Here is a 21,655-nt window from a genome sequence, read left to right as displayed (position 1 = left end):
TTTTTTTTTGCGACACGTAAGGAGAAGATGATGGTCAGTCTGAAATTATTTAAGCACTACTTCAGCCGGGAGAAGGTGGCGACGGAGGCGACGGCCGAAGACGGCGTGCTGCTGGACCGGCTGATGGTCTGTTTTGGCGGCAGGGACAATATTGTCCAGGTCGATGCCTGCCTGACCCGGCTTCGGGTTACGGTGAAATCCCTGTCTGCGGTGGATAATGAGGGTCTTCAGCAGGCTGGCGCACTCGGCGTGGTGATTCTGGGGCACGAGGTTCATGCGATCTTTGGCACGCAGTCAGACCGCCTGCGCGAGCTGATGGAAGCCCGCTTCTCCCGCCAGCACTGAGCAAAAAAAAGGATAACCGGTGACGGTTATCCCAATAAGCTATCCAGTGCTTATCCAATGATGATGAAGGCGTTTAGTCGGGCATTACCACCAGGCTTCAACCTGCACACCGAAGTTCCAGGTGTTGCTGGCGGTACCGTCCTGGAAGCTGTTTCCCTGTTCGGAGTCGTTCAGGTACGAGGTAAAGATACGCAGCTCAGGGCGTGACATAAATTCCGGGCCGGCGGCAAGACCAAGGGCCAGGGTGTATTTCTGCCCGGCCTGTTTGTAGTCACTGCCGTCTTTATTCTGATCTTTCTGCATGAACGTACCGGCTTCACCAATACCGCGCACATAGTCGGTGAACTGATACTGTGCACGACCGACGAGAGAGAGCAGGGTGCTCTTATCCGTAAACGCGGTGACGTGGTCCGCCGCACCCCAGGTGATAACCTGATTCAGCGACAGCCGGTCGGTAATCGGCAGCAGGCCGGTGTTGATGATGCGGTACCCGGTGGCATCACGCGTGTCGTTATACATGTCATACCAGCCGCCGCCCTGGGAGATCATGTTCTGTGCCAGCCCCTTGTTGGCATATTGCAGCACCAGCTTCTGATAGCCGCCCCACATGTCCTGGCTGATCTCGCCGGTCAGCATCACGCCGTTTTCTGCGTCGTACAGCTCGCCGTACTCTTTCTGCTTATTGGTTGGGTTCGGCATGGCGTAATCGATGCCAAACTCCGTCCATGCCCCGCTCCATGGCTTCAGGCCGGCGTAGCGTACGTCCAGATAGTTAATATTGACGTCGTTATCCCCGTCAGCACGGTAGTCAACGTCATTGGCATCACCACGGATCCACGCGACGGAAACCGCCCCCGGACCTAAGGTGTAGTTTTCAATACCAGCACCTGAGCCGGAGATGTTCCAGTATTTGGTATCGATGATATGCAGGTCATGCCGCTGGTAGTAACGCTTACCGCCCCAGATCACCGCGTTTTTATCACCGGGGATCAGCCCTTTGATCTGCAGGTTAAGCTGACGCAGGCCGAACTGCGCATCGTCACCTAACGTGGTTTCATTGTCGTTGGATCCGTCGGAAAACATGCTGACCATCGAGTCGACATAAAAACTGACGTCGTCCTTTTTGTACACTTCACTGCCTAATTCAATCTCACCGTAGGTATCGGCTTCGTTACCCAGACGACCAATTTTATTTTTCTGCCACTCCTCCATGCCGCCGTCACGCGAGACGCCCACGCCGCCGCGCAGATAGCCGTGGAAATCAATATTGTCGATGGCTGCGAAGGCAGGGGAAGTCAGTGTGGCAGCCAGTGCCACCGCGGTCGCCGTTAGTCTTGTGTTCATGTCACCCTCTGTTTATATTTGTCATACGTTCACACGTTGGCGACAGTAAACGCCCGCTGACGAGAGGTGTGCAAATGGAGTGTCGAAATTGTGTGATTTACTGCAAGTATTTAGGCGTAAATTGTAACGATTGGTGAGATTGATCACCAAATAACAGATGTGAACGTCATACTTTTTTGCCATTTTCTGACAGTGTGACCGGGTTAACCTGAGCGTTATTAGCCTTGTGATACAATTTGTCTATCGGTTAACAGGGAAGAGAAACATGAAATCAAAGAGCGCCACTCTGGAGGATGTCGCCCGTCACGCAGGGGTGTCCTACCAAACGGTTTCCAGAGTGCTGAATAAGTCGGCGAATGTCTCGGAAGGGACGCGCAGCAAGGTAACAAAGGCAATAGAGGCGCTGCGCTATGTGCCCAATCGCCTGGCACAGCAGCTGGTCGGAAAACAGAGCACGACACTGGGTCTGGTAACCACTTCCCTGGCGCTTCATGCCCCTTCTCAGGTGGCGGCGGCGATCAAGCGTTATGCCAATGCATCCGGATACCAGGTGTTGATTGCCATGATTGATGAGAACGTCAATCAAAGTTTGCAGGAGTCGATCAATGAACTGAAGTCGCAGCTGGTGGATAAGGTGATTATCAACGTCCCGCTGGATACCGCCTGCGCAGAACGTATCGTGGAGGAGAACCAGGACATCCTCTGTCTGTTTCTTGACGTCGACCCGTACTGCTCGGTATTTAATGTGTCCTTCAATCCGGCGGACGGCACCCGCGCCAGCGTGAAATATCTCTATGAACAGGGGCACCGCGCGTTTGCGCTGCTGGCAGGGCCGGAACAGTCGGTGTCTGCCCGGCTGCGGCTGAAGAGCTGGCTGGACACGCTGGAGAGCTACCGGCTGGAGCCCGTCAGCCTGATCCACGGCAACTGGGATGCTCAGAGTGGTTACAGCGGCATTTTACAGCTGATGCGGGAAAATCCGCACTTCAGCGCGCTGCTGGTGGGCAACGATCAGATGGCACTCGGCGCACTCAGCGCGCTGCATCAGCAGGGCATTGCGGTGCCGGGGCAGGTGTCGGTAGTGGGGTACGATGATACCTACGAAAGCGCCTTTTTCCACCCGGCGCTGACCACGGTGTCGCTGGATCTGGACTTACAGGGAAAAGAGGCCGTGCAGCGTATCCTGCAGGCCAGCGATGACGACCACAGCCGTTCCTCCTCGATCCTGCCTGCCCGTCTGGTGGTGCGTAACTCGACGACAGCAGCCGGACAGCAGCAGCAGGATCTGAAGCAGATTGCCGAACAGCTGCGGTTGATTGCCAGCCGCCTGGGGTAGCGGCAGCGTGAGGAAAGGGGGCATTGGGGCTCTGAGAGTCAGCGGCGACCATCAGGCCGACCGGAACAGAAGGTTGGTCCCTTCAATACAACGGGAGGTCGGGCCCGAAACCCCTGACGGATGGTCGGGCCCTGCCAGTGAAGCGGTGGGGGACTGATACGGAGTTATTTCGCCCCAAAGCAGGCGTTCAGCCCGGCCTGGGTGTCTTTACTGGCCAGACCCGGCATGGGTTTATCCGCGATCAGCGTCACGCCGGTATCCACATAGCCAGAGGCCTTTTTACCGTGACGGGCCCAGGCCACCGCGGCGTCAACGCCCATCGCCGCCATGGTCAGCGGGTACTGCTGCGCGGTGGCGGCAATTTTCCCGGCCCGCACGTTGTTCACCCCGGCACAGCCGCCGTCCACGGAGACGATCATCGCGCTTTTCTCTTTGCCCGCTTCCAGCAGCGCCTTGTAAGCCCCGGCTGCCGCCGGTTCGTTAATGGTATACACCAGGTTGATGTCAGGATGGCTTTTCAGACAGCTGGCCATCACTTCATAACCCTGCTGTTCTGCCCCCTGCGAGAACCCGGCACACACCGTTTCGGGCGTCACCGACAGCTCGCTGGAATCCGCCCCTACCGCCGGTAACCCCAGCCCGGTCATAAACCCGTTGTGGCGTCTTGCCCCGACTAAGTGACCGGGAGAGAGATCCAGCATGGCGATTTTCAGCGGCTGACCGGCATATTTCAGCGGCATGGCGGCTTTGGCATACTGGCCGATTAGCTCACCCGCTTTATAGTTGTCGGTAGCAAACAGGGCATCCACCGCCGATATCGGATCGGTCGGGGAGTCCAGCGCGATCACCTGAACCCCTCTGGCACGCACCTCGTCCAGCGCCGGGACAATCGCCTTTGCATCACTCGGCGTAATCAGCAGAGTGGTGGCCCCGGCGGCCACCATTTCCTGGATCGCCAGGATTTGTGCCGGATAATCGCCATCTTCTTTACCCGCTGCCGTCAGTAGTTTGACGCCATGCACCGTCGCCCCCAGCATTGCCCCTTCTTTCATTTTCAGAAAGAACGGGTTGGTATCTGTTTTCGTAATCAGCCCGATGGTAATGGTGTCATTGCTGGCCACTGCCGTGGAGGTCACCACGGCGGCCAGTGTTAAAGCCCAGGAGAGTTTCATCGCAATTCCTTAGCGCAGGGTCGCTGTTGTGTCGCTGAGACGACCGGCACGGGAGATATCGAACGCAGAGATCCCCTCCAGCAGTAAATACGCCTGCTGTTTCAGGCTGGCTGCCGCTGCGGCGCTCTCTTCAACCAGTGCGGCGTTCTGCTGCGTGGCCTCATCCATATTGACCACGGCTTTGTTCACCTGGTCGATGCCGGTATGCTGCTCGCTGGACGCCAGGGTGATCTCCGCCATCAGGCTGTTAACGCCTTTCACCGCGTTCACCACTTCCTGCATGGTGCTGCCGGCTTCGTCAACCAGCTTAGAACCGGTATTGATGCGATCCACCGATTCGTCGATCAGATTTTTAATCTCCCGGGCGGCCGTGGCGCTGCGCTGGGCGAGGATGCGGACTTCGCCCGCGACCACGGCAAACCCGCGACCCTGTTCCCCGGCGCGAGCGGCTTCCACCGCGGCGTTTAGTGCCAGAATGTTGGTCTGGAAGGCAATGCTCTCAATCACGGTGATAATCTGCGTGACTTTGCCGGAGCTACTGGCGATGTCATGCATGGTGGTGACCACGCGCTCGACCACGTTACCGCCGCGCTGCGCGACGTCGGAGGCGTTGGTTGCCATCAGGTTACCCTGATGGGCATTATCGGCGTTGTGTTTAACGGTGGCGGTCAGCTGCTCCATACTGGCGGAGGTCTGCTCCAGCGACGAGGCCTGGGCCTCCGTGCGGCGGCTTAAGTCCTCATTGCCCAGGGTAATTTCACTGGAGGCGGAAACAATACTTTCGGCAGAGTTAGCAACCTGACTGATAAGCTGATGCAGCTTCTCCTGCATCTCACCGATAGCCGCCAGCACGCTGCCGGAGGGCGCCGTACTGGCCCCGTTTACCTGGCTGAGGTCGCCCTGCGCAATGCGCTGCACCACCTGGCCTAATACCGCGGGCTCTTCACCCAGTGCACGGAACAGCGAACGGATGATCATCGCCCCGAGGATCACCGCCAGCGTCAGCGCCAGCAGGCTGATGGCAATAAAGATGATCCGGGTCTGCTGGTAAGCCGCCTCAGCGGTATCCAGACTGGCGTCCGCGCGTTCGGTGCTGTATTGCAGATACTGGTTGGCTGAAGTGAGTAACTGGGTTAACTGCGGGCGCAGTTCCCGGTTCATGCGGTCAATGGCTTCAGCCTTCTTTTCCGCCAGCGCCAGCTCAACGATGTTATGAGCAACAGGGCGATATGCCTCTTCGGCACGGGCAATGGCGGCCACAAACTGCCGGTCCTGATCGGTAACGTCAGTATGCCGTGTCACCGCCGCCTGCAGCTGTTTCAGTGCCGTGGCCGTTTTGTCTTCTGCTGCCGCGACCTGTTTTTTACCGGCCTCAATATCTGCGGCTTCGCTGACCAGCACCAGGCCGTAAAGACTCAGCGAGCTGTCTTTTACGCCGCTGAGGATCAGGTTGACGGAGGACTCACGTGCTGCGACCTGTTGTACATGCGTTTTAAAGCGGTCATTGGCGTTACTGAGCGAGTTCATCGAGAGAATGACGACGGCAAGCACAATCACCACTAACACGCCGAAACCCAGGGTCAGTTGGGTCCGGACGGTTGTATTTTTGAATTGCATAAATTGACACCCCTGAAAAATCGACGAAAAGTTAAGCGTTCGGCCTTGATATGAGCAGTAATGAACGTAATTTGTTAAGCTGAATGGATTCAGTCAGCAGCCCTGACTACAGTAGCCAAACAGGGTTCATGGGGATCTCATTCGGGCTGGCGGCATAAACTCATAAAAAGAGCCTGATCGTTTTAACGGCAGGCATGCCACGAACTTGACAGGGTAAAGGGGAAGGGAGGCGCTCTTTTTTAAAAGTGTGACGGATATCTACTTATTAAGCGATGTGACCCGGCAACCCGCCAGCCCTGGCGCACCAGGAGACAGAAAAAATGAAGCTCGCGATCGGCATGACTAATGTGTAATTTAATCCCTGCGTCGGTATTCAATTTCAAATGGTAATGATGGTTATTTTAGTTATTTTTCAGGAGTGAACATGCCATTCGCGAAATATGAAGACGGACTTTTCACCAAAAGCGCTTCACGAAAAACCCTGTTGGTGCCGGTACTGTTATCCGGCGCGCTGAGTATTCTGGTGATCATCATAAACCTGTCTCTTTTCCTGCCCAAGTCAGGTGAAATACACTGGGTTCATCGGCCAGGATGGTTATTTGACGGAATGCAGTTTGCTATCCTGAATTTTATTTTGTACTGCTTCAACCGGCTATCGGTCCAGGCGTATTTACGCCGCTGGATGAATACGGGACTGATTGTCTGGATTATTTCAGCGGCCTTTGATTTGATGGATGAAGTCATTATTCAGCCCGCCTGGGTGGGCTATTATATTGAGGATGTTACCCAACTGAGTGGAATGCTCTGCGTCTCTGTCGGTGTCTATCACATTGTTCATTATATCAACGACCGATACGCCGACGTCAGCATTGATTCGTTCCGTGACGAGCTGACGCTCTTGCCCAACCGCCGCTATTTTTCCAATGTGCTGCTGGATTTGAGGGCGGTCGATTACTACCTGTTTTTTGTTGATATTGATTATTTCAAAAAGATTAATGACCGCTATGGCCATGACCGGGGGGACGAGGTGCTGCGGCAGTTCGGTGCGATGCTGGGCGAGTTGTACGATGACGAGATCATGGCCGCCAGAATCGGCGGCGAAGAGTTTGCGGTTATCCTGCAGATGGCCTCACAGGACCAGGCGGATGCGCTGGCCCGTCATATTCTAAAGCGTACGCAGGCGCTGGTTATCGACGACGATATCCGCATTACGGTCAGTATCGGGGTGGCAAAGAAAAGAGAGAATGAGCGGCTGGAAAAACTGCTTAAGCGCGTCGATATCGCCCTTTATCAGGCCAAACGGCTGGGGCGAAACCGGGTGGAGTGGGCGTCACGCCAGTGAACGGGAGGTGCGCGCTGTCAGGGGGTGCCTTCATTTAAGCGCAGCGGACGGGCGAATCTGCCATTCTTGAGTAAACTTGTTGAAGAGCATGGGCGGACTTTTCCGCCACGTCACCCTTCCGGAACGCGGCGGGGTGAGGCTAATGCATCATCACGTTGATGAAATGGATAAGATAACCCTGACGAGGTAGCGGTATTAATGAAAAAGGTCGCAATAATCGGCGCCGGACCCACGGGGATTTATACGTTATTTTCGCTGTTGAAACAGGCTGTTCCCCTGTCTGTTACGGTGTACGAGCAGGCGGATGAGGCCGGGGTGGGGATGCCTTACAGCGATGAAGAGAACTCGCGAATGATGCTGGCCAATATCGCCAGTATTGAAATCCCCCCGTTGTTTATGACTTACCTTGACTGGTTACGTACGCAGAGCGACAGCGCGCTGACCCGCTACGGTGTTAATCCCGATACGCTGCATGTCAGACAGTTTTTGCCGCGTATTTTGCTCGGTGAGTACTTCCGTGCGCAATTTCTGGCCATTGTGGCCGCTGCCAGCGAGCAGGGCTTTGAGGTGAAGGTGCTGGAACGCTGTCCGGTCACCGATCTGCAGGCGATACCTGAAGGCGTGCGGATCTGGGTCGGGGAGCAAGCCAGCCCGGAACAGTTTGACCTGGCCGTGGTGGCCACCGGCCACGTCTGGCCGGATAACAGTGAGGCGACGCGCACCTTCTTCCCCAGCCCGTGGTCAGGTCTGATGGATGCGGCCATTCCCGCCTGCCACATCGGCATCATGGGTGCGTCGTTAAGCGGTATTGATGCGGCGATGGCGGTGGCGGTTCAGCACGGAGACTTTGCTGAACCGGAGGGGGGCAAGACCACCTTCACGTTGAATAAGGGGAGTGAGGCGCTAAAAATGGTGCTGATGTCCCGGTCGGGCATCCTGCCGGAAGCCGACTTTTATTGCCCCATTCCGTATGAACCTCTGACGGTTGTCACGCCCGACGCGATTAAACAGGCGGTGGCGGCCGGATCGACAGGGCTGCTCGATCGCATTTTCGGGCTGATGGTGGCAGAGATTGAAGCCGCCGATCCGGACTGGAGCCAGGCGATCGCCCTGCGGTCACTGGACGCGGATAGCTTTGCTGACGCCTGGTTTGCCGTGCGGCATCAGCATCATCCTTTCCAGTGGGCGCAGGCCAATCTGGAGGAGGTTGAGCGCAACAAGCGCGACAGACGCACTGTCGCCTGGCGCTATGCCCTCTTACGTCTGCATGAAGCGGTAGAGGAGATTGTGCCGCATCTTGATGAACAGGATGCCAGGCGATTCAGCCAGGGTCTGGCACGAGTATTTATCGATAACTACGCCGCTATTCCTTCGGAGTCGGTCCGCCGGCTGCTGGCGCTGCGTGAGCGCGGGATCATCAGCATTCGCGCGCTGGGGGAAGACTATCAGCTCAGTGCGACCGGGGATAAAACTGCGATCCTGACCGCAGGAGAAACGGTCACGTTCGACGTGTTTATTGATGCCCGGGGGCAAAAATCCATGAAGACTAAGGATCTGCCGTTTCCCAGGCTGCGCGTCCAGCTTGAGTCCTGCGGTGATGAAATCCCCGAGGTGGGTGACGATTACACGCTGCTCTCGCCAGAGAGTGCCCGTGGCCGTATTGCGTTTGCCGCGTTGCCCTGGTTGATGCACGATCGCCCCTTTGTACAGGGGATTACCGCCAGTGCAGAGATTGGCGAAGCGATTGCCAGAGCGGTGTGCACGCCGTCAACCCGGACGCGTAAACGTTTAATGCCCACAGAGAGTGAGTAGGGGACTGGCGACGGCCGGGGATAGCCACCTCTGCACGTCGTGAGGGCTGAATGCCGGTTCAGGGAGCCCCTCTCCCCGCGGTGTTATGATGAACATCATAGTCTACCGGATGCTCCGCTGGACCCTGGCAATCCCTGCCGCCCTCCGGGGGAACCGGCATTTCCACCTTCTCCGCCGGCTCCGCCCGCGGCGTTATCAGATGCGCCGCCATTACCCCCGTTCCCGCCATTACCTCCGTTCCCGCCATTACCTCCTTTCCCGCCGTTACCCCCGTCTCCGCCATTGCCGCCATTACCCCCGTTACCCCCTTGCAAACAGCCGTTGATGGCTGAGCCATCTTGGCCATTCTGCCCGTTCTGCCCGTTCTGCCCATTTTCCCCATTCTGGCCCTGAAGGCTGTCGCAGCCCGATGGTTGCGAGGTCACAGAGAGGGTTGGCCGTGCTGGAGTCGCTGTCGCTGTCATTACACAGGACAATAAAAGGGTGCTCAACGCCAGTGTGAGTTTTTGATGTGGCATTTTCCGTCCTCTGACAGGTATCGATAAAGTAAGCCCGGTGGCTGACTGTAAAACCGTTGATTCCATTTAAGAGAAGCGCAGTGAAATATCAAAATGGCTTAATGTAAGTGACTGTGAAGGGCGGTAATATTTTATTTTTGCGTAAAAAATGCACCCTGAGGAAAACGTATTAAAACGATAATACGACGTTACGTAATAATACGTTAGCCAGTGAAAAAGGAGTCTGAGAGTCAGTGCCATTGTTACCGGTTGATACGTATTACAGCATGATGACACAGTAAGACGAAAACAGTTTGTCAGGTGCCTGATATCAGGATGCTGGCCCTGGGTAAAAAGATTTCAGCGTATCGTTTGGCTACGCCACCCGGCCATCGTGCGATGACCGGTTTCAGTTTTTAACCTTTGCGCTTTTGCCTTTCGATACGGCAGGCGTTAACGTTGTCCCCTTAAGGCATCGAGCACCAGGGCAAAGGCCGGAGAAGGCTGCTTACGGCTGGGGTAATAGAGGTAATAACCGGGAAAGGGCTGACACCAGGGCTGTAAAATACGTATCAGGCGACCCTCTGCAATATGCGCACCAAACTCTTCCTCCGGTAAGAAAGCAATGCCCAGGCCTGCCAGCGCCGCATCAATAATATGCTCAGAGGTGTTGAAGGTGAGCTGACCGCGCACGCGCACGTTCAAATCGCCGTCCTCCTGATCGAAATCCCAGACATAAAGTCCCCCCGATTTGACCATGCGCTGGTTAATACACTGGTGCTGCGTGAGATCATGCGGGGTTTGCGGTATCGGATAACGGGCAAAATAATCCGGTGAGGCCACGGCCGCCATACGTAGTTCCGGGCCAATCGGCAGGGCGATCATATCTTTATCAATGGTATTACCAAGGCGAACGCCGGCATCAAACCGATCGGCCACGATATCGCGGAAGCCGTGGTTAGCATCAAACTCGATATGAATATCCGGGTATTCATGCAGCAGTGGCGTCAGTCTGGGAAGCAGCGTCGTGCGCAACACATCAGGCCCGCAGGTAATGCGCACCGTACCCGCCGGCTTATCGCGTAGCTCGGTGAGCATATCCAGTTCAGACTCAATTTCATCAAGGCGGTGCCCGACGGCCTGCAGCAGGCGCTCACCGGCGGCGGTGGGCGAGACGCTGCGGGTGGTACGTGTGAGCAGACGGATTTGCATCCGCGCTTCCAGTGCGGAGATCGCCTGACTGAGTGCCGGCTGAGTAACACCCAGCTTTGCCGCTGCCCGGGTGAAGCTGCCTTCACGCGCTACGGCGGTGAAGTAGAGGAGGTCATTAAGGTTGCGTTTCATCCACCGGAGCCTTTAATTAATAAGCAGGGGTGATAAGCCCATTAAGTATTCATTAGCTAGTTACCCTACACCCGTCGTGTAAAATTTTCAGCAAGAGATGACCTCGCGCGAAGGATACCTTCTCTTCTCACCCTTAACGCCTGTTTTAATGATGTTATTCCGTGGAATAGCGTCCGGCCCCGGCTGGTCTGCCATCGTCTGGCAGGGGACTGACAGGCACAACATTCCTTACCTGAAGGTACACACGATGAAGCGATTTTTTTTGGCGCTGGGCATGATCCTCAGCTCGGCAGTGGCAACGGCCGCCGATCTGTCCCACGGGGCGGATAACTTTTACACCAGTGATAAGGTTACCCGGCAGAAAGTGACGTTTAAAAATCAGTATCAGATGAATGTGGTCGGTAACCTGTTTGTCCCAAGAGGACAGGGGCAGAATGACAGACGTCCCGCGATTGTAGTCGGGCATCCGATGGGGGCGGTGAAAGAGCAAAGCGCCAGTCTGTACGCACAAAAGCTGGCGGAGCAGGGGTTTGTCACCCTGGCGATTGACCTCTCATTCTGGGGCGAGAGCGACGGTAAACCGGGCCACCTTATTTCACCGGAAATCTATTCCGATGATTTCAGCGCCGCCGTGGACTACCTGAGCACCCGGACCTTTGTTGATCCGGATAACATAGGTGTGCTGGGGATTTGCGGCAGCGGCAGCTTTGTCATCAGCGCGGCAAAAATTGATCCGCGTATGAAGGCGATCGCCACGGTCAGCATGTACGATATGGGCTCGGTATTCCGTCAGGGCCTGAAGCATTCTCAAACTTCAGCACAGCGTCAGGCCGTGATTGCCTCTGCCACAGAACAGCGCTTTGCCGAGTTTACAGGCGGAGAGACGGTCTATATTCCCGGCACGGTGAATAAGCTTGATGAGGCGACGCCTGCCATCCAGCGCGAGTTCTTCGATTTCTACCGCACGGCACGCGGGGGCTTCACGCCGGAGGGACAGCAGGAGGCGCTGACGACAAAACCGATGTTAAGCAGCGTCGGCAAATTTATGAACTTCTATCCGTTTAATGATATTGAGACGATCTCGCCCCGTCCGATGCTGTTTATCACTGGCGATCGCGCCCATTCGAAAGAGTTCAGCGAAGATGCCTGGCAACGCGCCGGCCAGCCGAAAGAGCTGTATATCGTTCCGGGCGCAGGTCATGTGGATTTGTACGACCGCACGGACCTGATCCCCTTCGCTAAACTGACCGCGTTCTTTAACGATCATCTGAAATAATCGGGTCGGCCGCATCCTCCCGTATGCGGTCTGCCTCACCGGGGGGGGACATGACATATTGGGGACTGTTAATCGGTTGCCTGCTGGCAGCCAGTGCGACTGGCGTGCCGGCCAGCGCCACGCCTTACGCGGAAAAAGGAACCACCATGAAAGTGAATATGAAGGTTAATCAACAGGTTTACCGCATTGAACTGAGTGACACACCGGCGGCACGGGCCTTTGCGCAGACGCTGCCGGTGACGCTGAAAATGGACGATCTGAACAGGAATGAAAAATTCGCCGAACTGGCACAGGCGCTGCCAACCCGCGAGGCGCGGGCCGGGACGATCCACGCCGGGGATATTATGCTTTACGGTACGCAGACCCTCGTCGTCTTTTACCAGACCTTCTCCTCAGACTACCGCTATACCCCGCTGGGGAAGATCGTGGCACCCGACGGGCTGGAAGCGGGGCTGGGTGAGGGGACGGCAGAAGTGACCTTTTACTGAGCGCCCCCCGCTCACTCTGGTTCCTGAGCCAGCAGACGGGCCTGACACACGGCCAGGATCTCATCGGCCAGCGGGGAATCATCCGGGCAGGCGCGGGACAGCACCATGGCCCCGACCAGTTGGGCAAGGGTGGCGATTGTCCCGGCACGCGTGGCGTTTTCCGCCCCATTTTCACCGGTTAACTGCGCCAGCTGATGTTCAAGTCCGGCGGCAAAGCTGGCCTTAATGGGTGCGGACTGGCGGGCCGTATCGCTACTGAGGGCCGACATGACACAGCCTTTCCCCATCCCGTCGCGATGTTGCCGTGACAGGTAGTATTTAACGAAAGTTTCCCGGTCTGATCCCGCCACGCTTTCCGCGGAACGTGAGAAGCCGCAGCGCATGGCTTCCGCCATCAGATCGGCTTTTGACCCAAAGTGTTTGTAAAAACCGCCGTGGGTCAGTCCTGCTGCCGACATCAGCTCTGCCACGCCCACGCCATCGAAGCCCCGCTCCCGGAACAGTTCAGAGGCGGTTTCAACTATGCGTCGCCGGTTTTCGCGAACCTGGTCTTTCGACACCTTCATCGTTTCACATCCTTTCTCAAAAAAGCATCCTGCCATTATACATTGATGATGGTCGTAATCAAAAAGTTTGACATTTTAGATGATGATCATCATCATTACGTTCAGACCTTCACTCACCCTTTGTCCCGGAGAGCATCATGAGCCACCAACCGATTTTTCAGCCTTATCCTCTTGGGCCTGTCACGCTGACGAACCATATTGTGATGGCACCCTTAACCCGTAACCGCGCCGGTAAGGGCCTGGTACCCTCTGAGCTGGCCGCGACGTATTACGCCCAGCGGGCCTCGGCAGGGTTGCTGATCACCGAAGCCACGCAGATTTCGGCCCAGGCGCAGGGCTACCAGGATACCCCCGGTATCTACACGCCAGCGCAGATTGCCGGGTGGCGTAAGGTCACTGACGCGGTTCATGCCGCGGGCGGGCATATCTTCGTGCAGCTCTGGCACGTGGGGCGCATCTCGCACGTTGACTTACAACCAGGGGGCGCGGCACCCGTCGCGCCTTCAGCGCTGCGAGCGGAAACCAAAACCTTTGTTAACAACGGCTTCTATGACGTGTCTGAACCCCGCGCGCTGGAACAGGACGAGATTCAGCAGATCGTGGAAGATTTCCGCACCGCGTCTGCCAGCGCCATGGCCGCCGGGTTTGATGGCGTGGAGATCCACGGGGCCAATGGCTACCTGCTGGAGCAGTTCCTTAAAGACGGAGCCAATCAGCGTACGGATGAGTATGGCGGTTCAGTGGAAAACCGGGCCCGCCTGCTGTTAGAGGTCGCCGCCGCCGTGAGTCAGGAGATCGGTGTCGGACGTACCGGCGTGAGGATTTCACCCGTTTCTCCGGCGAATGCGATTTCCTGCAGCGATCCGCAGCCGCAGTACAACTATCTCGCCGAAAAGCTTGATGCCCTCGGTATCGTTTACCTGCACGTGGTGGAGGGCGCGACGGGTGGGCCACGCGATAACGCTCCCTTTGATTACGCCGCACTTCGCCAGCGTTTTAGCCGGACCTTTATTAGTAACAACGGCTATGACCTGGCGCTGGCTGCTGCTCACCTGGCAGAAGGCAAGGCCGACCTGTTCGCCTTCGGACGTCCGTTTATTGCTAACCCGGATCTGGTGGCCAGGCTGAAGTCCGGCGCGCCGCTGGCAGCGCTTAACCCGGCAACCCTGTACGGCGGAGGGGCTGAAGGTTATACCGACTATCCCGCCCTGAACGACGGTGGCCGTTAAGCCCCGATCCTGTTTCGCCGTTCTCCCCTGACCGGGAGCGGCCTTGTTTCCTCCTTTAACCAGAGAATAAAACCATGACACAGTCCTCAGTTCTTATTACCGGCGCATCCACGGGTATCGGTGCGGTATACGCAGAACGCTTTGCCCGCCGTGGCCATGACCTTGTGCTGGTGGCCCGCGATCAGGCTAAGCTGGAACAACTTGCCGCGCGCCTGCGCCAGGAAACCGGCGTATCGGTTGACGTACTGCCGGCGGATCTGACCCGGGCGGATGACCTGGCCAGCGTTGAAGCCCGCCTGCGTGACGACGCGCGGATAGGGACGTTGATCAATAACGCCGGCGTTGCCCAGTCAGGTGCATTCAGCGAACAGACGGCGGCGTCTGTTGACTCGCTTATTGCTCTGAATATCAGTGCGCTGACGCGACTGTCCGCCGCAGTGACGCCGCGTTTTCTGCAGGCAGGTGAGGGCGCCATCGTTAACATCAGTTCCGTGGTTGGCCTGGCCCCGGAGTTTTTGATGTCAGTATATGGGGCCACCAAGGCGTTTGTTCTGTTCCTGTCCCAGGGGATGAGCCTCGAACTGGCACCGAAAGGGATTTATGTGCAGGCCGTACTGCCTGCCGGAACCTATACTGAGATTTGGGCGCGCGCCGGGATTGATATCAGCAATGCGCCTGCCATGATGGAGGTCGGTGAAATGGTGGATGCCGCGCTGGCGGGCTTTGACCGCCGTGAGCGGGTGACCATCCCCCCGCTGCACAACGCGGCCCGCTGGGACACGCTGGACGGTGCAAGACAGGCCCTGCTCTCCGATATCAAACAGGATGAAGCAGCGGCGCGCTATAAAACGCGATAATCAGGGTAAAACAAGGGGAATGTTGTCGATGAAGGCCTGCACCCGGGCTTTCATAATATTACAAGTAAAGTCTTGTTTTATTGCCATGCGATCGGATAACGTAGAGGTTCTCTGATCAACAGGACGATGACATGCCTCTTTTACATACGGCACAGGGCGATATTGACTATCAGGACAGGGGGGCGGGCGAGGTCACGCTGTTCCTTATGCCGGGCTGGTGCCAGCCGAAAACCGTCTTCGACGCTTTTGCCGGACAGGCGGCTGCTTACTATCGAGTGGTCACTCTCGACTGGCGGGGTCACGGAAAATCATCGACAGACGGTGAGGATTTTGATGGCGCTGCATTAGTATCAGATGCTCTGACACTGATTGAGTATCTGGGCCTTACGCAACTGATACCGGTATCCGTTGCCCATGCCAGCTGGGTTGCCGTTGATCTGGCAGAGCGTTTACCAGAACGGATCCCTGCGGTGGTCTTTCTGGACTGGATTATGAATTCGCCCGAGCCGATGTTTTTTACCTCGATCGATGCGATGCAGCATGAAGATCGCTGGCAGGCCGCCCGCGATGAGCTGTGTCAATGCTGGCTGGCTAACAGCGACTCTCCGACCATGATCCATCATCTGCAAACCGAGATGGCCCAATCCAGCTATCAGCTCTGGCGACTGGCAGGGCAGACCATCACCGGTGTCTATCGTCAGTACGGCTCGCCGCTGCAGCGCCTCGATATGCTCCCTCACCCCCCTCAGACGCTGCATCTCTATTCTCTCGACAGAAATGACGAATACCTGGCTTTGCAGCAGCGGTTCGCGAAGACGCATGATTTTTTTCAGGTGAAACGACTGAAACAGGCCAGAACGCACCTGGCCGTGCTTGAAAGCCCGGAGACGGTACTGACGGAGATCCTGCTTTTCCTTCAGCGCTGATACACCGGCGGTTTAAGTTCGTTAACAATAAATGGTAGGGTGAACTTCAGCACACAGAGATTAACTTTCGGGGAAGGGCATGACCAATATCGCAACCATTAGAGAACTGGCGGGCAAAAGAGGTTACCGGGATAATCCTGTTTATCGTCAGGCGATGATCAACATGCGGTTGGATGCCTTCACCGATGAGGATGTGCAGTATCTGCAGGCGCTTTATCAGGCATCGAAAGACGCGTTCAGCCGCAACCAGATTATATGCGCTTTCGCTTTAACCCCGCCGGATCGGAACCTGAAGACATTTTTGCTGGCCGCTTTCAAAAAGGAGCGCATGGTTGATATGCGCCTCGCCGCCCTGCGCGGCTTCGCCCATTATGCCACGGAGGAGGAGGTGTCGCCGCTGATGGATAAGCTGACAGAGGTCATCAGGAAACTTCCGCAGCAGGCACGTTATCCCTATCAGGAATATGAACTGTTACGGTCGCCCTTTGGGCTGCCTTATCTGGTTGAAAAATATGGCTACCCCTGCTTTACACGGGCCTCTGAGCAACTGCATACCCAGTATCAGGCGCTGCCGGCATTATGCAAAGGCTTCTTCACGCTGGATGCGCAGGGAAGGCATATTGCCCTGCTTCCCCCGGAGGAGACGAAAGCCAGGCTGGCTCAGTTGTTAAGTCAGTCGGTGTGAACGCCAGGCGGGGATGTCTGCCGTTAATGCAGAATGACCCGTTTCCATTGATTATTGGCTTCATGGCACCTTTCTGCGGCGTCAGTGAACGGGTAATGTTAACGCCACGCTGTGACTCTTCCCGAAACCAGGAACTGAAAAATGAAAAATGCCCTGATTGTTATCGATATTCAAAACGATTATTTCCCCGGCGGCGCTTTTCCGCTTGAGGGCGCTGACACCGCCTGTCAGGCTGCGGTGAGCGCGATTGAAAAAGCCCGTGGCGAGGGCTGGCTGATCGTGGCTATCCAGCATATCGCCACTGCGGATGCGCCATTCTTCAAACCAGACAGTGAAGGGGCGAACATCCATCCGTCGATTGTGGCGGCGCTGGGTGATGCGCCTGTGGTGGTAAAGAAAGAGGCAGACAGCTTTTACCAGACCCGCCTTGAGTCGCTGTTACGCGACAGTGGTATCACCGATCTTTATCTTACCGGTATGATGACGCAGCACTGTGTTACGCATACCGCGCTGTCACCGCAGGGGCAGGGGATGAACGTCCATATTATCGCGGCAGGCTGTGCGGCACCTTCGAAAGCGTTAAGCGACCTTGCCCTGTCCGGACTGGCTGTTCGTTGCCGTATTCAGTAATCCACAGCGATCGCGCCCCATCTGAACAGGAGGGCGGTGTTACCCGCTAACACCGCCCTTTTTATTGATTATTCTCCCTCTGCCCCTTTCTTCGTCCCTGTGCGTGGTCACCGCCATTTTCTGCAGGGTGATTGACCCGATTTCATCGACTAATGACCTGTGAGTCTGTCACGTCGCTTCACCGTCTCATCCTATAGTAGGACCACTGGCCGCTACCCTGTACAGACACCACTGACAGGGCTGATGGGCCGAAAAATCTGACGAATGAAGGGAACAGGTTATGAAACTCACACAAATCCGTAATGCCACGCTGGTGCTGGAGTATGCCGGTAAAAAATTTCTTATTGACCCGATGCTGGCAGAAAAAGAAGCCTGGGAGGGGTTTGTCGGTAATGCCCGCCCGCACCTGCGTAATCCGATGGTGGCGCTGCCGGTACCCGTCGAAGAATTACTGGCGGTGGATGCCGTTATCCTGACGCATACGCATACCGATCACTGGGATGAAGCGGCACAGCAGGCGGTTCCCAAAGATATGCTGATCTACACCCAGGACGAGCACGACGCGGCGCTGGTCCGTTCTCAGGGCTTCGTTAACATCCGCGTTATGCAGGATGAAAATTCATTCGCTGACGGGCTGACCCTCTACAAAACGGACGGTCAGCATGGCAGTAACGAGCTCTACGCCGATGCGCGGATGGGGGAATTACTGGGGGATGCCTGTGGGCTGGTGTTCACCCACCACCATGAAAAAACGCTCTATATCGCCGGGGATACCGTCTGGGTGAAGCCTTATGCAAAAAACCTGCAGCGTTTCCAGCCGGAGATTGTGGTGTTAAACATCGGCTATGCCGTTAACGACCTTTACGGCCCGATTATCATGGGCAAAGAGGACACGCTGCGCACGCTGAAAATGCTGCCAACGGCCACGCTCATTGCTTCACATATGGAATCGGTTAACCACTGCCTGTTGACCCGTGCCGAGCTGCGGGAATACACCCTGGAGCACGGCATCGGGGATAAGGTTCTGATCCCCGCTGACGGTGAGACGCTGGTTTTCTGATAAGCTGCATCCCCTGACGGCGGGGAACCGATCAGACCGGTTGCCCCTCCGTTATCCCCGGGCCGGCGTGTGTCAGCGGCCTTTCGGTGGTGATGATTTACAGTGAGGTTAACGTTATGTCTGCACTGACGGTCGCCGTGATGGCCACGGCCGGATTCAGTCCGTTTCACTTTTCCGTCCCCTGTATTATTTTTGGCCAGTCCATGCCGCAGCCGGATCTGTTTCGCGTGGCGATCTGCGCTGAAAAACCGGGTGTGGTCCTGTCTGATATCGGGCTGTCCATCAACGTGGAACAGGGTCTGGCGTTGCTTGACCAGGCGGACATTATTATTATTCCCTACTGGAATAACCCGGACGAAAGGCCCTCGCAGGCATTGCTGGAGGCGTTGAGAAAGGCCTGGCAACGGGGCGCTGAGGTGGTCGGTCTGTGTTTAGGGACCTATGTTCTGGCCTATACCGGTCTGCTTGATGGTCATCGTGCGGCAACACACTGGGAATTCGAAAAGGACTTTACTGAACGATTTCCTGCCGTCCATCTGGACAGTAATTCGCTGTATACCAGCGATGAACGCCTGATCACTTCCGCCGGGACCGCCGCCGGTATTGACTGCTGCCTGAATATCATTCGCGATCATTACGGCTCGGCGGTGGCTAACCGGGTGGCAAGGAGGATGGTCGTTCCCCCATACCGTGAAGGCGGACAGGCGCAGTTTATTGAGCGCCCGGTGCCGGTGTCGACGCGGGACAGCAAAATCAACGAACTGATTGAGTACCTGCGCCGCAATCTGGATAAGCCGCACGATCTCGACTCACTGGCCGGATTTGTCAGTATGAGCAGACGCACGCTGACGCGTCATTTTTCCCGCGCCACCGGCACGACGCCGGGAGAATGGCTGAAGGCGGAGCGCCTGCAACGGAGCCAGGAATTACTGGAAACCACGAACAGGAGCATTGAAAGTGTCTCGGCGCTGTCGGGTTTTCAGTCTCCCATCTCGTTTCGCCAGAGTTTTAAAGCGAAGTTTAGCGTCAGCCCCAGCGAGTGGCGACGGGCCTTTCGCGGCCCCGAGCCTGTTGATCGTGAAAGCCTGTGACCACATCGCCTCATCACGGCAATGCCTGCCCTCTGCGACTCAGGGAATAAGCTGCTGCTGACGCGCCCATCGCGTAATCGCCTCGCGCGCTGTCGGAGCGGCTCCGAAGAACGCCTCCTGCCTGGATATGTCAGAGACATAGCGCCCCGTTCTGAAGAACAGGAACATCTGGATCAGGTCATACCCGAGTTCGGAAAACAGCCTGACAGGCCGGGCGGCCATCCGAAGCGTCCACCAGGGAATGATCTGCATCTTCAGCGGTTTGTTAATAACATCAGCGATGATAGCGGCCAGCTCCTGCTGGCTCTTCGGGCCATCACGCCAGCCGACATCGATCGTCAGGTTGACGATGTCGCTGCCCGGACAGGTCGCGGCCTTCGCCAGACAGGAGGCAAGATCATCCGTCAGCACGTAGGACCAGCTTGTGGTCTTATCGCCAACCCCCTGGAATTTCCCGGCTTTCACGGCCCTGGCAATATAGTCCGGGCTCTGGTCGAGAAATGAGGGCGCTCGCACAATCACGTATGGCACACCGGACTGTTTGATCAGATCTTCCGCCACTTTCTTGGCGTGGAAATGAGGCACTGCGGATGCAGCTTCGCAGCTCACGATGCTGAGAAAAACCAGTCTGCTGACTTTTGCCCGTGCCGCGGCCTCAATGAGGTTTTTGTTGCCCTGAAAATCGGTATCAAGGCTGCCCTTCATGTAACTGTTTGCCGAGCTGACCACGACGTCAACATCCTGCAATGCCCGGTCCAGCGAAGCCGGATCCATCATATCGCCGCGAACCCATTCGATGTTGGCATCCCCGCCTGCGGGGGGGCCTTTTCGCGACAGGGCAACGACGGCCGCGCTTTTCTCAGCCGCGAGGTGGTGCAGCACCTTTGCACCGAGGAAGCCTGTTGCACCTACGACCAGAATTTTATTTCTCAGCGGGGCGATGGTATCCGCAGCAGCCGCACGTTGAGGCGATTGAACCATTATGTAATATCCTTTGTCGGCCGATTAGAGTGTGGCTTCCCCCATGCACCGGTATGAATCCTGAATTCATTTAGGGATTCCATGGCTTGAAAGCGCCATCTACTATTCATCATTCCGCTTGAGGGATAAATACTCTATATTTGAAATCACTATTCCATTTATGGAGCAATCACATGGATCCGCTGAATGACATGGCGCTGTTTGTGGAGGTCGCGAGGGCCAGGAGTTTTCGTAAGGCAGCGGAAGCCGTGGGTATGCCTAACTCCACCCTGTCACGGCGTATCAGTGAATTGGAAAAGGCCATTGGTTTGAGACTCCTGCATCGCACCACGCGCAAGCTTGAACTGACCGAGGCGGGACAGCTTTACTATGCGCGAAGCAAACCTATCGTCGACGAGGCCCGGCTGGTGCATGAGCAGCTGGGCGAGATGCTTGAACAGCCGGGCGGGGTTCTGCGGGTTTCGCTGCCTGTCGATTTCGCCACGCTTTATCTCACACCGCTCATCGTTGATTTCGCCGCACAGTATCCCGGCATCAGGTTTGAATTCGACCTGACTCCACGCCGTGTCGACCTGGTGACCGAACCGTACGATGTCGCGATCCGCATGGGCGAACTGACAGACTCGGGGCTGATCGCTCGCCTGATCGGGCGGCACTCGCGCTATCTTTATGCGTCTCCCGGCTATATCAGAGCGTCTGGCGCGCCTGCCACACCGGCGGATCTGGCCGCGCATGAATGCCTCTGCATGACGAAGGTTCCGACCTGGAAAGTGCAGCAAAGAAGTAGCAGGGCAGAGGTGGAGGTGGACGTTCGTGGCAGGTTTACGCTCAACAGCGTCGGGATGATCCGTAATCTCGCCCTGAAACATCAGGGTATTGCACTGCTTCCCGGGAAGATTGTCGCGGAGGATCTGGCTTCCGGCCAACTGATGCGTGTGCTACCTGAGTGGGAAGGGACAGCCGTCAGCATTTATGCCGTCACCGAAACGCGACTGACGCCTGCCAGGACTCAGCGCTTTATTGAATTCTTGTCTTCCAGACTGATGGAAGCCTGAAA

The 21,655-nt window shown here is 56.5% G+C and carries 20 protein-coding genes; 14 read left to right on the top strand and 6 right to left on the bottom strand.

Going from position 1 to position 21,655, the window contains the following annotated elements; translation table 11 throughout:
- Positions 1-30 precede the first annotated feature (30 nt).
- Complete coding sequence (locus EPE01S_RS00510) at positions 31-345, top strand: PTS sugar transporter subunit IIB (RefSeq protein ID WP_062742620.1); 315 nt, start codon at positions 31-33, stop codon at positions 343-345.
- Positions 346-429: 84 nt separating this feature from the next.
- Here EPE01S_RS00510 and EPE01S_RS00505 read toward each other — a convergent pair whose 3' ends face one another.
- Positions 430-1,689, bottom strand: a complete 1,260-nt coding sequence (locus tag EPE01S_RS00505; RefSeq protein WP_062742619.1) for a maltoporin — start codon at positions 1,687-1,689, stop codon at positions 430-432.
- Positions 1,690-1,954: 265 nt separating this feature from the next.
- Here EPE01S_RS00505 and EPE01S_RS00500 point away from each other — a divergent pair, with 265 nt between their 5' ends.
- Positions 1,955-3,025, top strand: a complete 1,071-nt coding sequence (locus EPE01S_RS00500; protein ID WP_062742618.1) for a LacI family DNA-binding transcriptional regulator — start codon at positions 1,955-1,957, stop codon at positions 3,023-3,025.
- Between the two features lie 164 nt (positions 3,026-3,189).
- On the opposite strand, the gene EPE01S_RS00495 is transcribed toward EPE01S_RS00500, so the two are convergent.
- Both EPE01S_RS00495 and EPE01S_RS00490 read right to left on the bottom strand, forming a co-directional pair.
- On the bottom strand, positions 3,190-4,197 hold the full coding sequence (locus tag EPE01S_RS00495) for a substrate-binding domain-containing protein (protein WP_062742617.1): 1,008 nt from the start codon (positions 4,195-4,197) through the stop codon (positions 3,190-3,192).
- A 9-nt stretch (positions 4,198-4,206) separates the two neighbouring features.
- Entirely contained in the window at positions 4,207-5,814 is a 1,608-nt protein-coding gene (locus EPE01S_RS00490) for a methyl-accepting chemotaxis protein (RefSeq protein WP_062742616.1), read from the bottom strand.
- 424 nt (positions 5,815-6,238) lie between these two features.
- Here EPE01S_RS00490 and EPE01S_RS00485 point away from each other — a divergent pair, with 424 nt between their 5' ends.
- Both EPE01S_RS00485 and EPE01S_RS00480 read left to right on the top strand, forming a co-directional pair.
- On the top strand, positions 6,239-7,156 hold the full coding sequence (locus EPE01S_RS00485) for a GGDEF domain-containing protein (RefSeq protein WP_062742615.1): 918 nt from the start codon (positions 6,239-6,241) through the stop codon (positions 7,154-7,156).
- A gap of 198 nt (positions 7,157-7,354) precedes the next feature.
- Positions 7,355-8,968: an FAD-NAD(P)-binding protein gene (locus EPE01S_RS00480; RefSeq protein WP_062742614.1), complete on the top strand. Its 1,614-nt coding sequence runs from the start codon at positions 7,355-7,357 to the stop codon at positions 8,966-8,968.
- 950 nt (positions 8,969-9,918) lie between these two features.
- Here the strand turns inward: EPE01S_RS00480 and EPE01S_RS00470 are convergent.
- On the bottom strand, positions 9,919-10,809 hold the full coding sequence (locus EPE01S_RS00470) for a LysR family transcriptional regulator (protein ID WP_062742612.1): 891 nt from the start codon (positions 10,807-10,809) through the stop codon (positions 9,919-9,921).
- A gap of 247 nt (positions 10,810-11,056) precedes the next feature.
- Here EPE01S_RS00470 and EPE01S_RS00465 point away from each other — a divergent pair, with 247 nt between their 5' ends.
- Both EPE01S_RS00465 and EPE01S_RS00460 read left to right on the top strand, forming a co-directional pair.
- A complete protein-coding gene (locus tag EPE01S_RS00465) occupies positions 11,057-12,085 on the top strand; it encodes an alpha/beta hydrolase (protein WP_062742611.1) in 1,029 nt (342 codons plus the stop codon).
- Between the two features lie 50 nt (positions 12,086-12,135).
- Positions 12,136-12,573: a cyclophilin-like fold protein gene (locus tag EPE01S_RS00460; protein ID WP_072277371.1), complete on the top strand. Its 438-nt coding sequence runs from the start codon at positions 12,136-12,138 to the stop codon at positions 12,571-12,573.
- An 11-nt stretch (positions 12,574-12,584) separates the two neighbouring features.
- Here EPE01S_RS00460 and EPE01S_RS00455 read toward each other — a convergent pair whose 3' ends face one another.
- Positions 12,585-13,139 carry a TetR/AcrR family transcriptional regulator gene (locus EPE01S_RS00455; RefSeq protein ID WP_062742610.1) on the bottom strand — a complete coding sequence of 185 codons (555 nt, stop codon included), beginning with the start codon at positions 13,137-13,139 and terminating at the stop codon, positions 12,585-12,587.
- Between the two features lie 137 nt (positions 13,140-13,276).
- Between EPE01S_RS00455 and EPE01S_RS00450 the strand changes: the two genes are divergently transcribed.
- The 7 genes from EPE01S_RS00450 to EPE01S_RS00420 all read left to right on the top strand — a co-directional run bounded on the left by EPE01S_RS00450 (position 13,277) and on the right by EPE01S_RS00420 (position 19,617).
- Positions 13,277-14,368 (top strand): alkene reductase, encoded by a 1,092-nt coding sequence (locus tag EPE01S_RS00450; RefSeq protein ID WP_062742609.1) that lies wholly within the window; start codon positions 13,277-13,279, stop codon positions 14,366-14,368.
- A 74-nt stretch (positions 14,369-14,442) separates the two neighbouring features.
- On the top strand, positions 14,443-15,225 hold the full coding sequence (locus EPE01S_RS00445) for an SDR family NAD(P)-dependent oxidoreductase (protein WP_062742608.1): 783 nt from the start codon (positions 14,443-14,445) through the stop codon (positions 15,223-15,225).
- A gap of 131 nt (positions 15,226-15,356) precedes the next feature.
- Positions 15,357-16,151, top strand: a complete 795-nt coding sequence (locus tag EPE01S_RS00440; RefSeq protein WP_062742607.1) for an alpha/beta fold hydrolase — start codon at positions 15,357-15,359, stop codon at positions 16,149-16,151.
- A gap of 79 nt (positions 16,152-16,230) precedes the next feature.
- Entirely contained in the window at positions 16,231-16,836 is a 606-nt protein-coding gene (locus EPE01S_RS00435; RefSeq protein ID WP_062742606.1) for a hypothetical protein, read from the top strand.
- Between the two features lie 141 nt (positions 16,837-16,977).
- Positions 16,978-17,466, top strand: a complete 489-nt coding sequence (locus EPE01S_RS00430) for an isochorismatase family protein (RefSeq protein ID WP_062742605.1) — start codon at positions 16,978-16,980, stop codon at positions 17,464-17,466.
- A 280-nt stretch (positions 17,467-17,746) separates the two neighbouring features.
- A complete protein-coding gene (locus tag EPE01S_RS00425; protein ID WP_062742604.1) occupies positions 17,747-18,526 on the top strand; it encodes an MBL fold metallo-hydrolase in 780 nt (259 codons plus the stop codon).
- A gap of 116 nt (positions 18,527-18,642) precedes the next feature.
- Positions 18,643-19,617 (top strand): GlxA family transcriptional regulator, encoded by a 975-nt coding sequence (locus EPE01S_RS00420; RefSeq protein WP_062743072.1) that lies wholly within the window; start codon positions 18,643-18,645, stop codon positions 19,615-19,617.
- Between the two features lie 39 nt (positions 19,618-19,656).
- Here EPE01S_RS00420 and EPE01S_RS00415 read toward each other — a convergent pair whose 3' ends face one another.
- Entirely contained in the window at positions 19,657-20,598 is a 942-nt protein-coding gene (locus EPE01S_RS00415; protein ID WP_062742603.1) for an SDR family oxidoreductase, read from the bottom strand.
- Positions 20,599-20,771: 173 nt separating this feature from the next.
- Here EPE01S_RS00415 and EPE01S_RS00410 point away from each other — a divergent pair, with 173 nt between their 5' ends.
- Positions 20,772-21,653: a LysR family transcriptional regulator gene (locus tag EPE01S_RS00410; RefSeq protein ID WP_062742602.1), complete on the top strand. Its 882-nt coding sequence runs from the start codon at positions 20,772-20,774 to the stop codon at positions 21,651-21,653.
- Positions 21,654-21,655 lie beyond the last annotated feature (2 nt).

The sequence above is a fragment of the Erwinia persicina NBRC 102418 genome (assembly GCF_001571305.1).
GTDB lineage: Bacteria > Pseudomonadota > Gammaproteobacteria > Enterobacterales > Enterobacteriaceae > Erwinia > Erwinia persicina.
The sequence above is the reverse complement of the archived record's forward strand: the minus strand, read 5'-3'. Positions and strand labels throughout refer to the sequence as shown.

What these genes read in the sequence shown, in the direction of transcription:
- EPE01S_RS00510 (WP_062742620.1), top strand. Translation starts at nt 31, where the DNA reads ATGGTCAGTCTGAAATTATTTAAGCACTACTTCAGCCGGGAGAAGGTG.
- EPE01S_RS00505 (WP_062742619.1), bottom strand. Translation starts at nt 1,689, where the DNA reads ATGAACACAAGACTAACGGCGACCGCGGTGGCACTGGCTGCCACACTG.
- EPE01S_RS00500 (WP_062742618.1), top strand. Translation starts at nt 1,955, where the DNA reads ATGAAATCAAAGAGCGCCACTCTGGAGGATGTCGCCCGTCACGCAGGG.
- EPE01S_RS00495 (WP_062742617.1), bottom strand. Translation starts at nt 4,197, where the DNA reads ATGAAACTCTCCTGGGCTTTAACACTGGCCGCCGTGGTGACCTCCACG.
- EPE01S_RS00490 (WP_062742616.1), bottom strand. Translation starts at nt 5,814, where the DNA reads ATGCAATTCAAAAATACAACCGTCCGGACCCAACTGACCCTGGGTTTC.
- EPE01S_RS00485 (WP_062742615.1), top strand. Translation starts at nt 6,239, where the DNA reads ATGCCATTCGCGAAATATGAAGACGGACTTTTCACCAAAAGCGCTTCA.
- EPE01S_RS00480 (WP_062742614.1), top strand. Translation starts at nt 7,355, where the DNA reads ATGAAAAAGGTCGCAATAATCGGCGCCGGACCCACGGGGATTTATACG.
- EPE01S_RS00470 (WP_062742612.1), bottom strand. Translation starts at nt 10,809, where the DNA reads ATGAAACGCAACCTTAATGACCTCCTCTACTTCACCGCCGTAGCGCGT.
- EPE01S_RS00465 (WP_062742611.1), top strand. Translation starts at nt 11,057, where the DNA reads ATGAAGCGATTTTTTTTGGCGCTGGGCATGATCCTCAGCTCGGCAGTG.
- EPE01S_RS00460 (WP_072277371.1), top strand. Translation starts at nt 12,136, where the DNA reads ATGACATATTGGGGACTGTTAATCGGTTGCCTGCTGGCAGCCAGTGCG.
- EPE01S_RS00455 (WP_062742610.1), bottom strand. Translation starts at nt 13,139, where the DNA reads ATGAAGGTGTCGAAAGACCAGGTTCGCGAAAACCGGCGACGCATAGTT.
- EPE01S_RS00450 (WP_062742609.1), top strand. Translation starts at nt 13,277, where the DNA reads ATGAGCCACCAACCGATTTTTCAGCCTTATCCTCTTGGGCCTGTCACG.
- EPE01S_RS00445 (WP_062742608.1), top strand. Translation starts at nt 14,443, where the DNA reads ATGACACAGTCCTCAGTTCTTATTACCGGCGCATCCACGGGTATCGGT.
- EPE01S_RS00440 (WP_062742607.1), top strand. Translation starts at nt 15,357, where the DNA reads ATGCCTCTTTTACATACGGCACAGGGCGATATTGACTATCAGGACAGG.
- EPE01S_RS00435 (WP_062742606.1), top strand. Translation starts at nt 16,231, where the DNA reads ATGACCAATATCGCAACCATTAGAGAACTGGCGGGCAAAAGAGGTTAC.
- EPE01S_RS00430 (WP_062742605.1), top strand. Translation starts at nt 16,978, where the DNA reads ATGAAAAATGCCCTGATTGTTATCGATATTCAAAACGATTATTTCCCC.
- EPE01S_RS00425 (WP_062742604.1), top strand. Translation starts at nt 17,747, where the DNA reads ATGAAACTCACACAAATCCGTAATGCCACGCTGGTGCTGGAGTATGCC.
- EPE01S_RS00420 (WP_062743072.1), top strand. Translation starts at nt 18,643, where the DNA reads ATGTCTGCACTGACGGTCGCCGTGATGGCCACGGCCGGATTCAGTCCG.
- EPE01S_RS00415 (WP_062742603.1), bottom strand. Translation starts at nt 20,598, where the DNA reads ATGGTTCAATCGCCTCAACGTGCGGCTGCTGCGGATACCATCGCCCCG.
- EPE01S_RS00410 (WP_062742602.1), top strand. Translation starts at nt 20,772, where the DNA reads ATGGATCCGCTGAATGACATGGCGCTGTTTGTGGAGGTCGCGAGGGCC.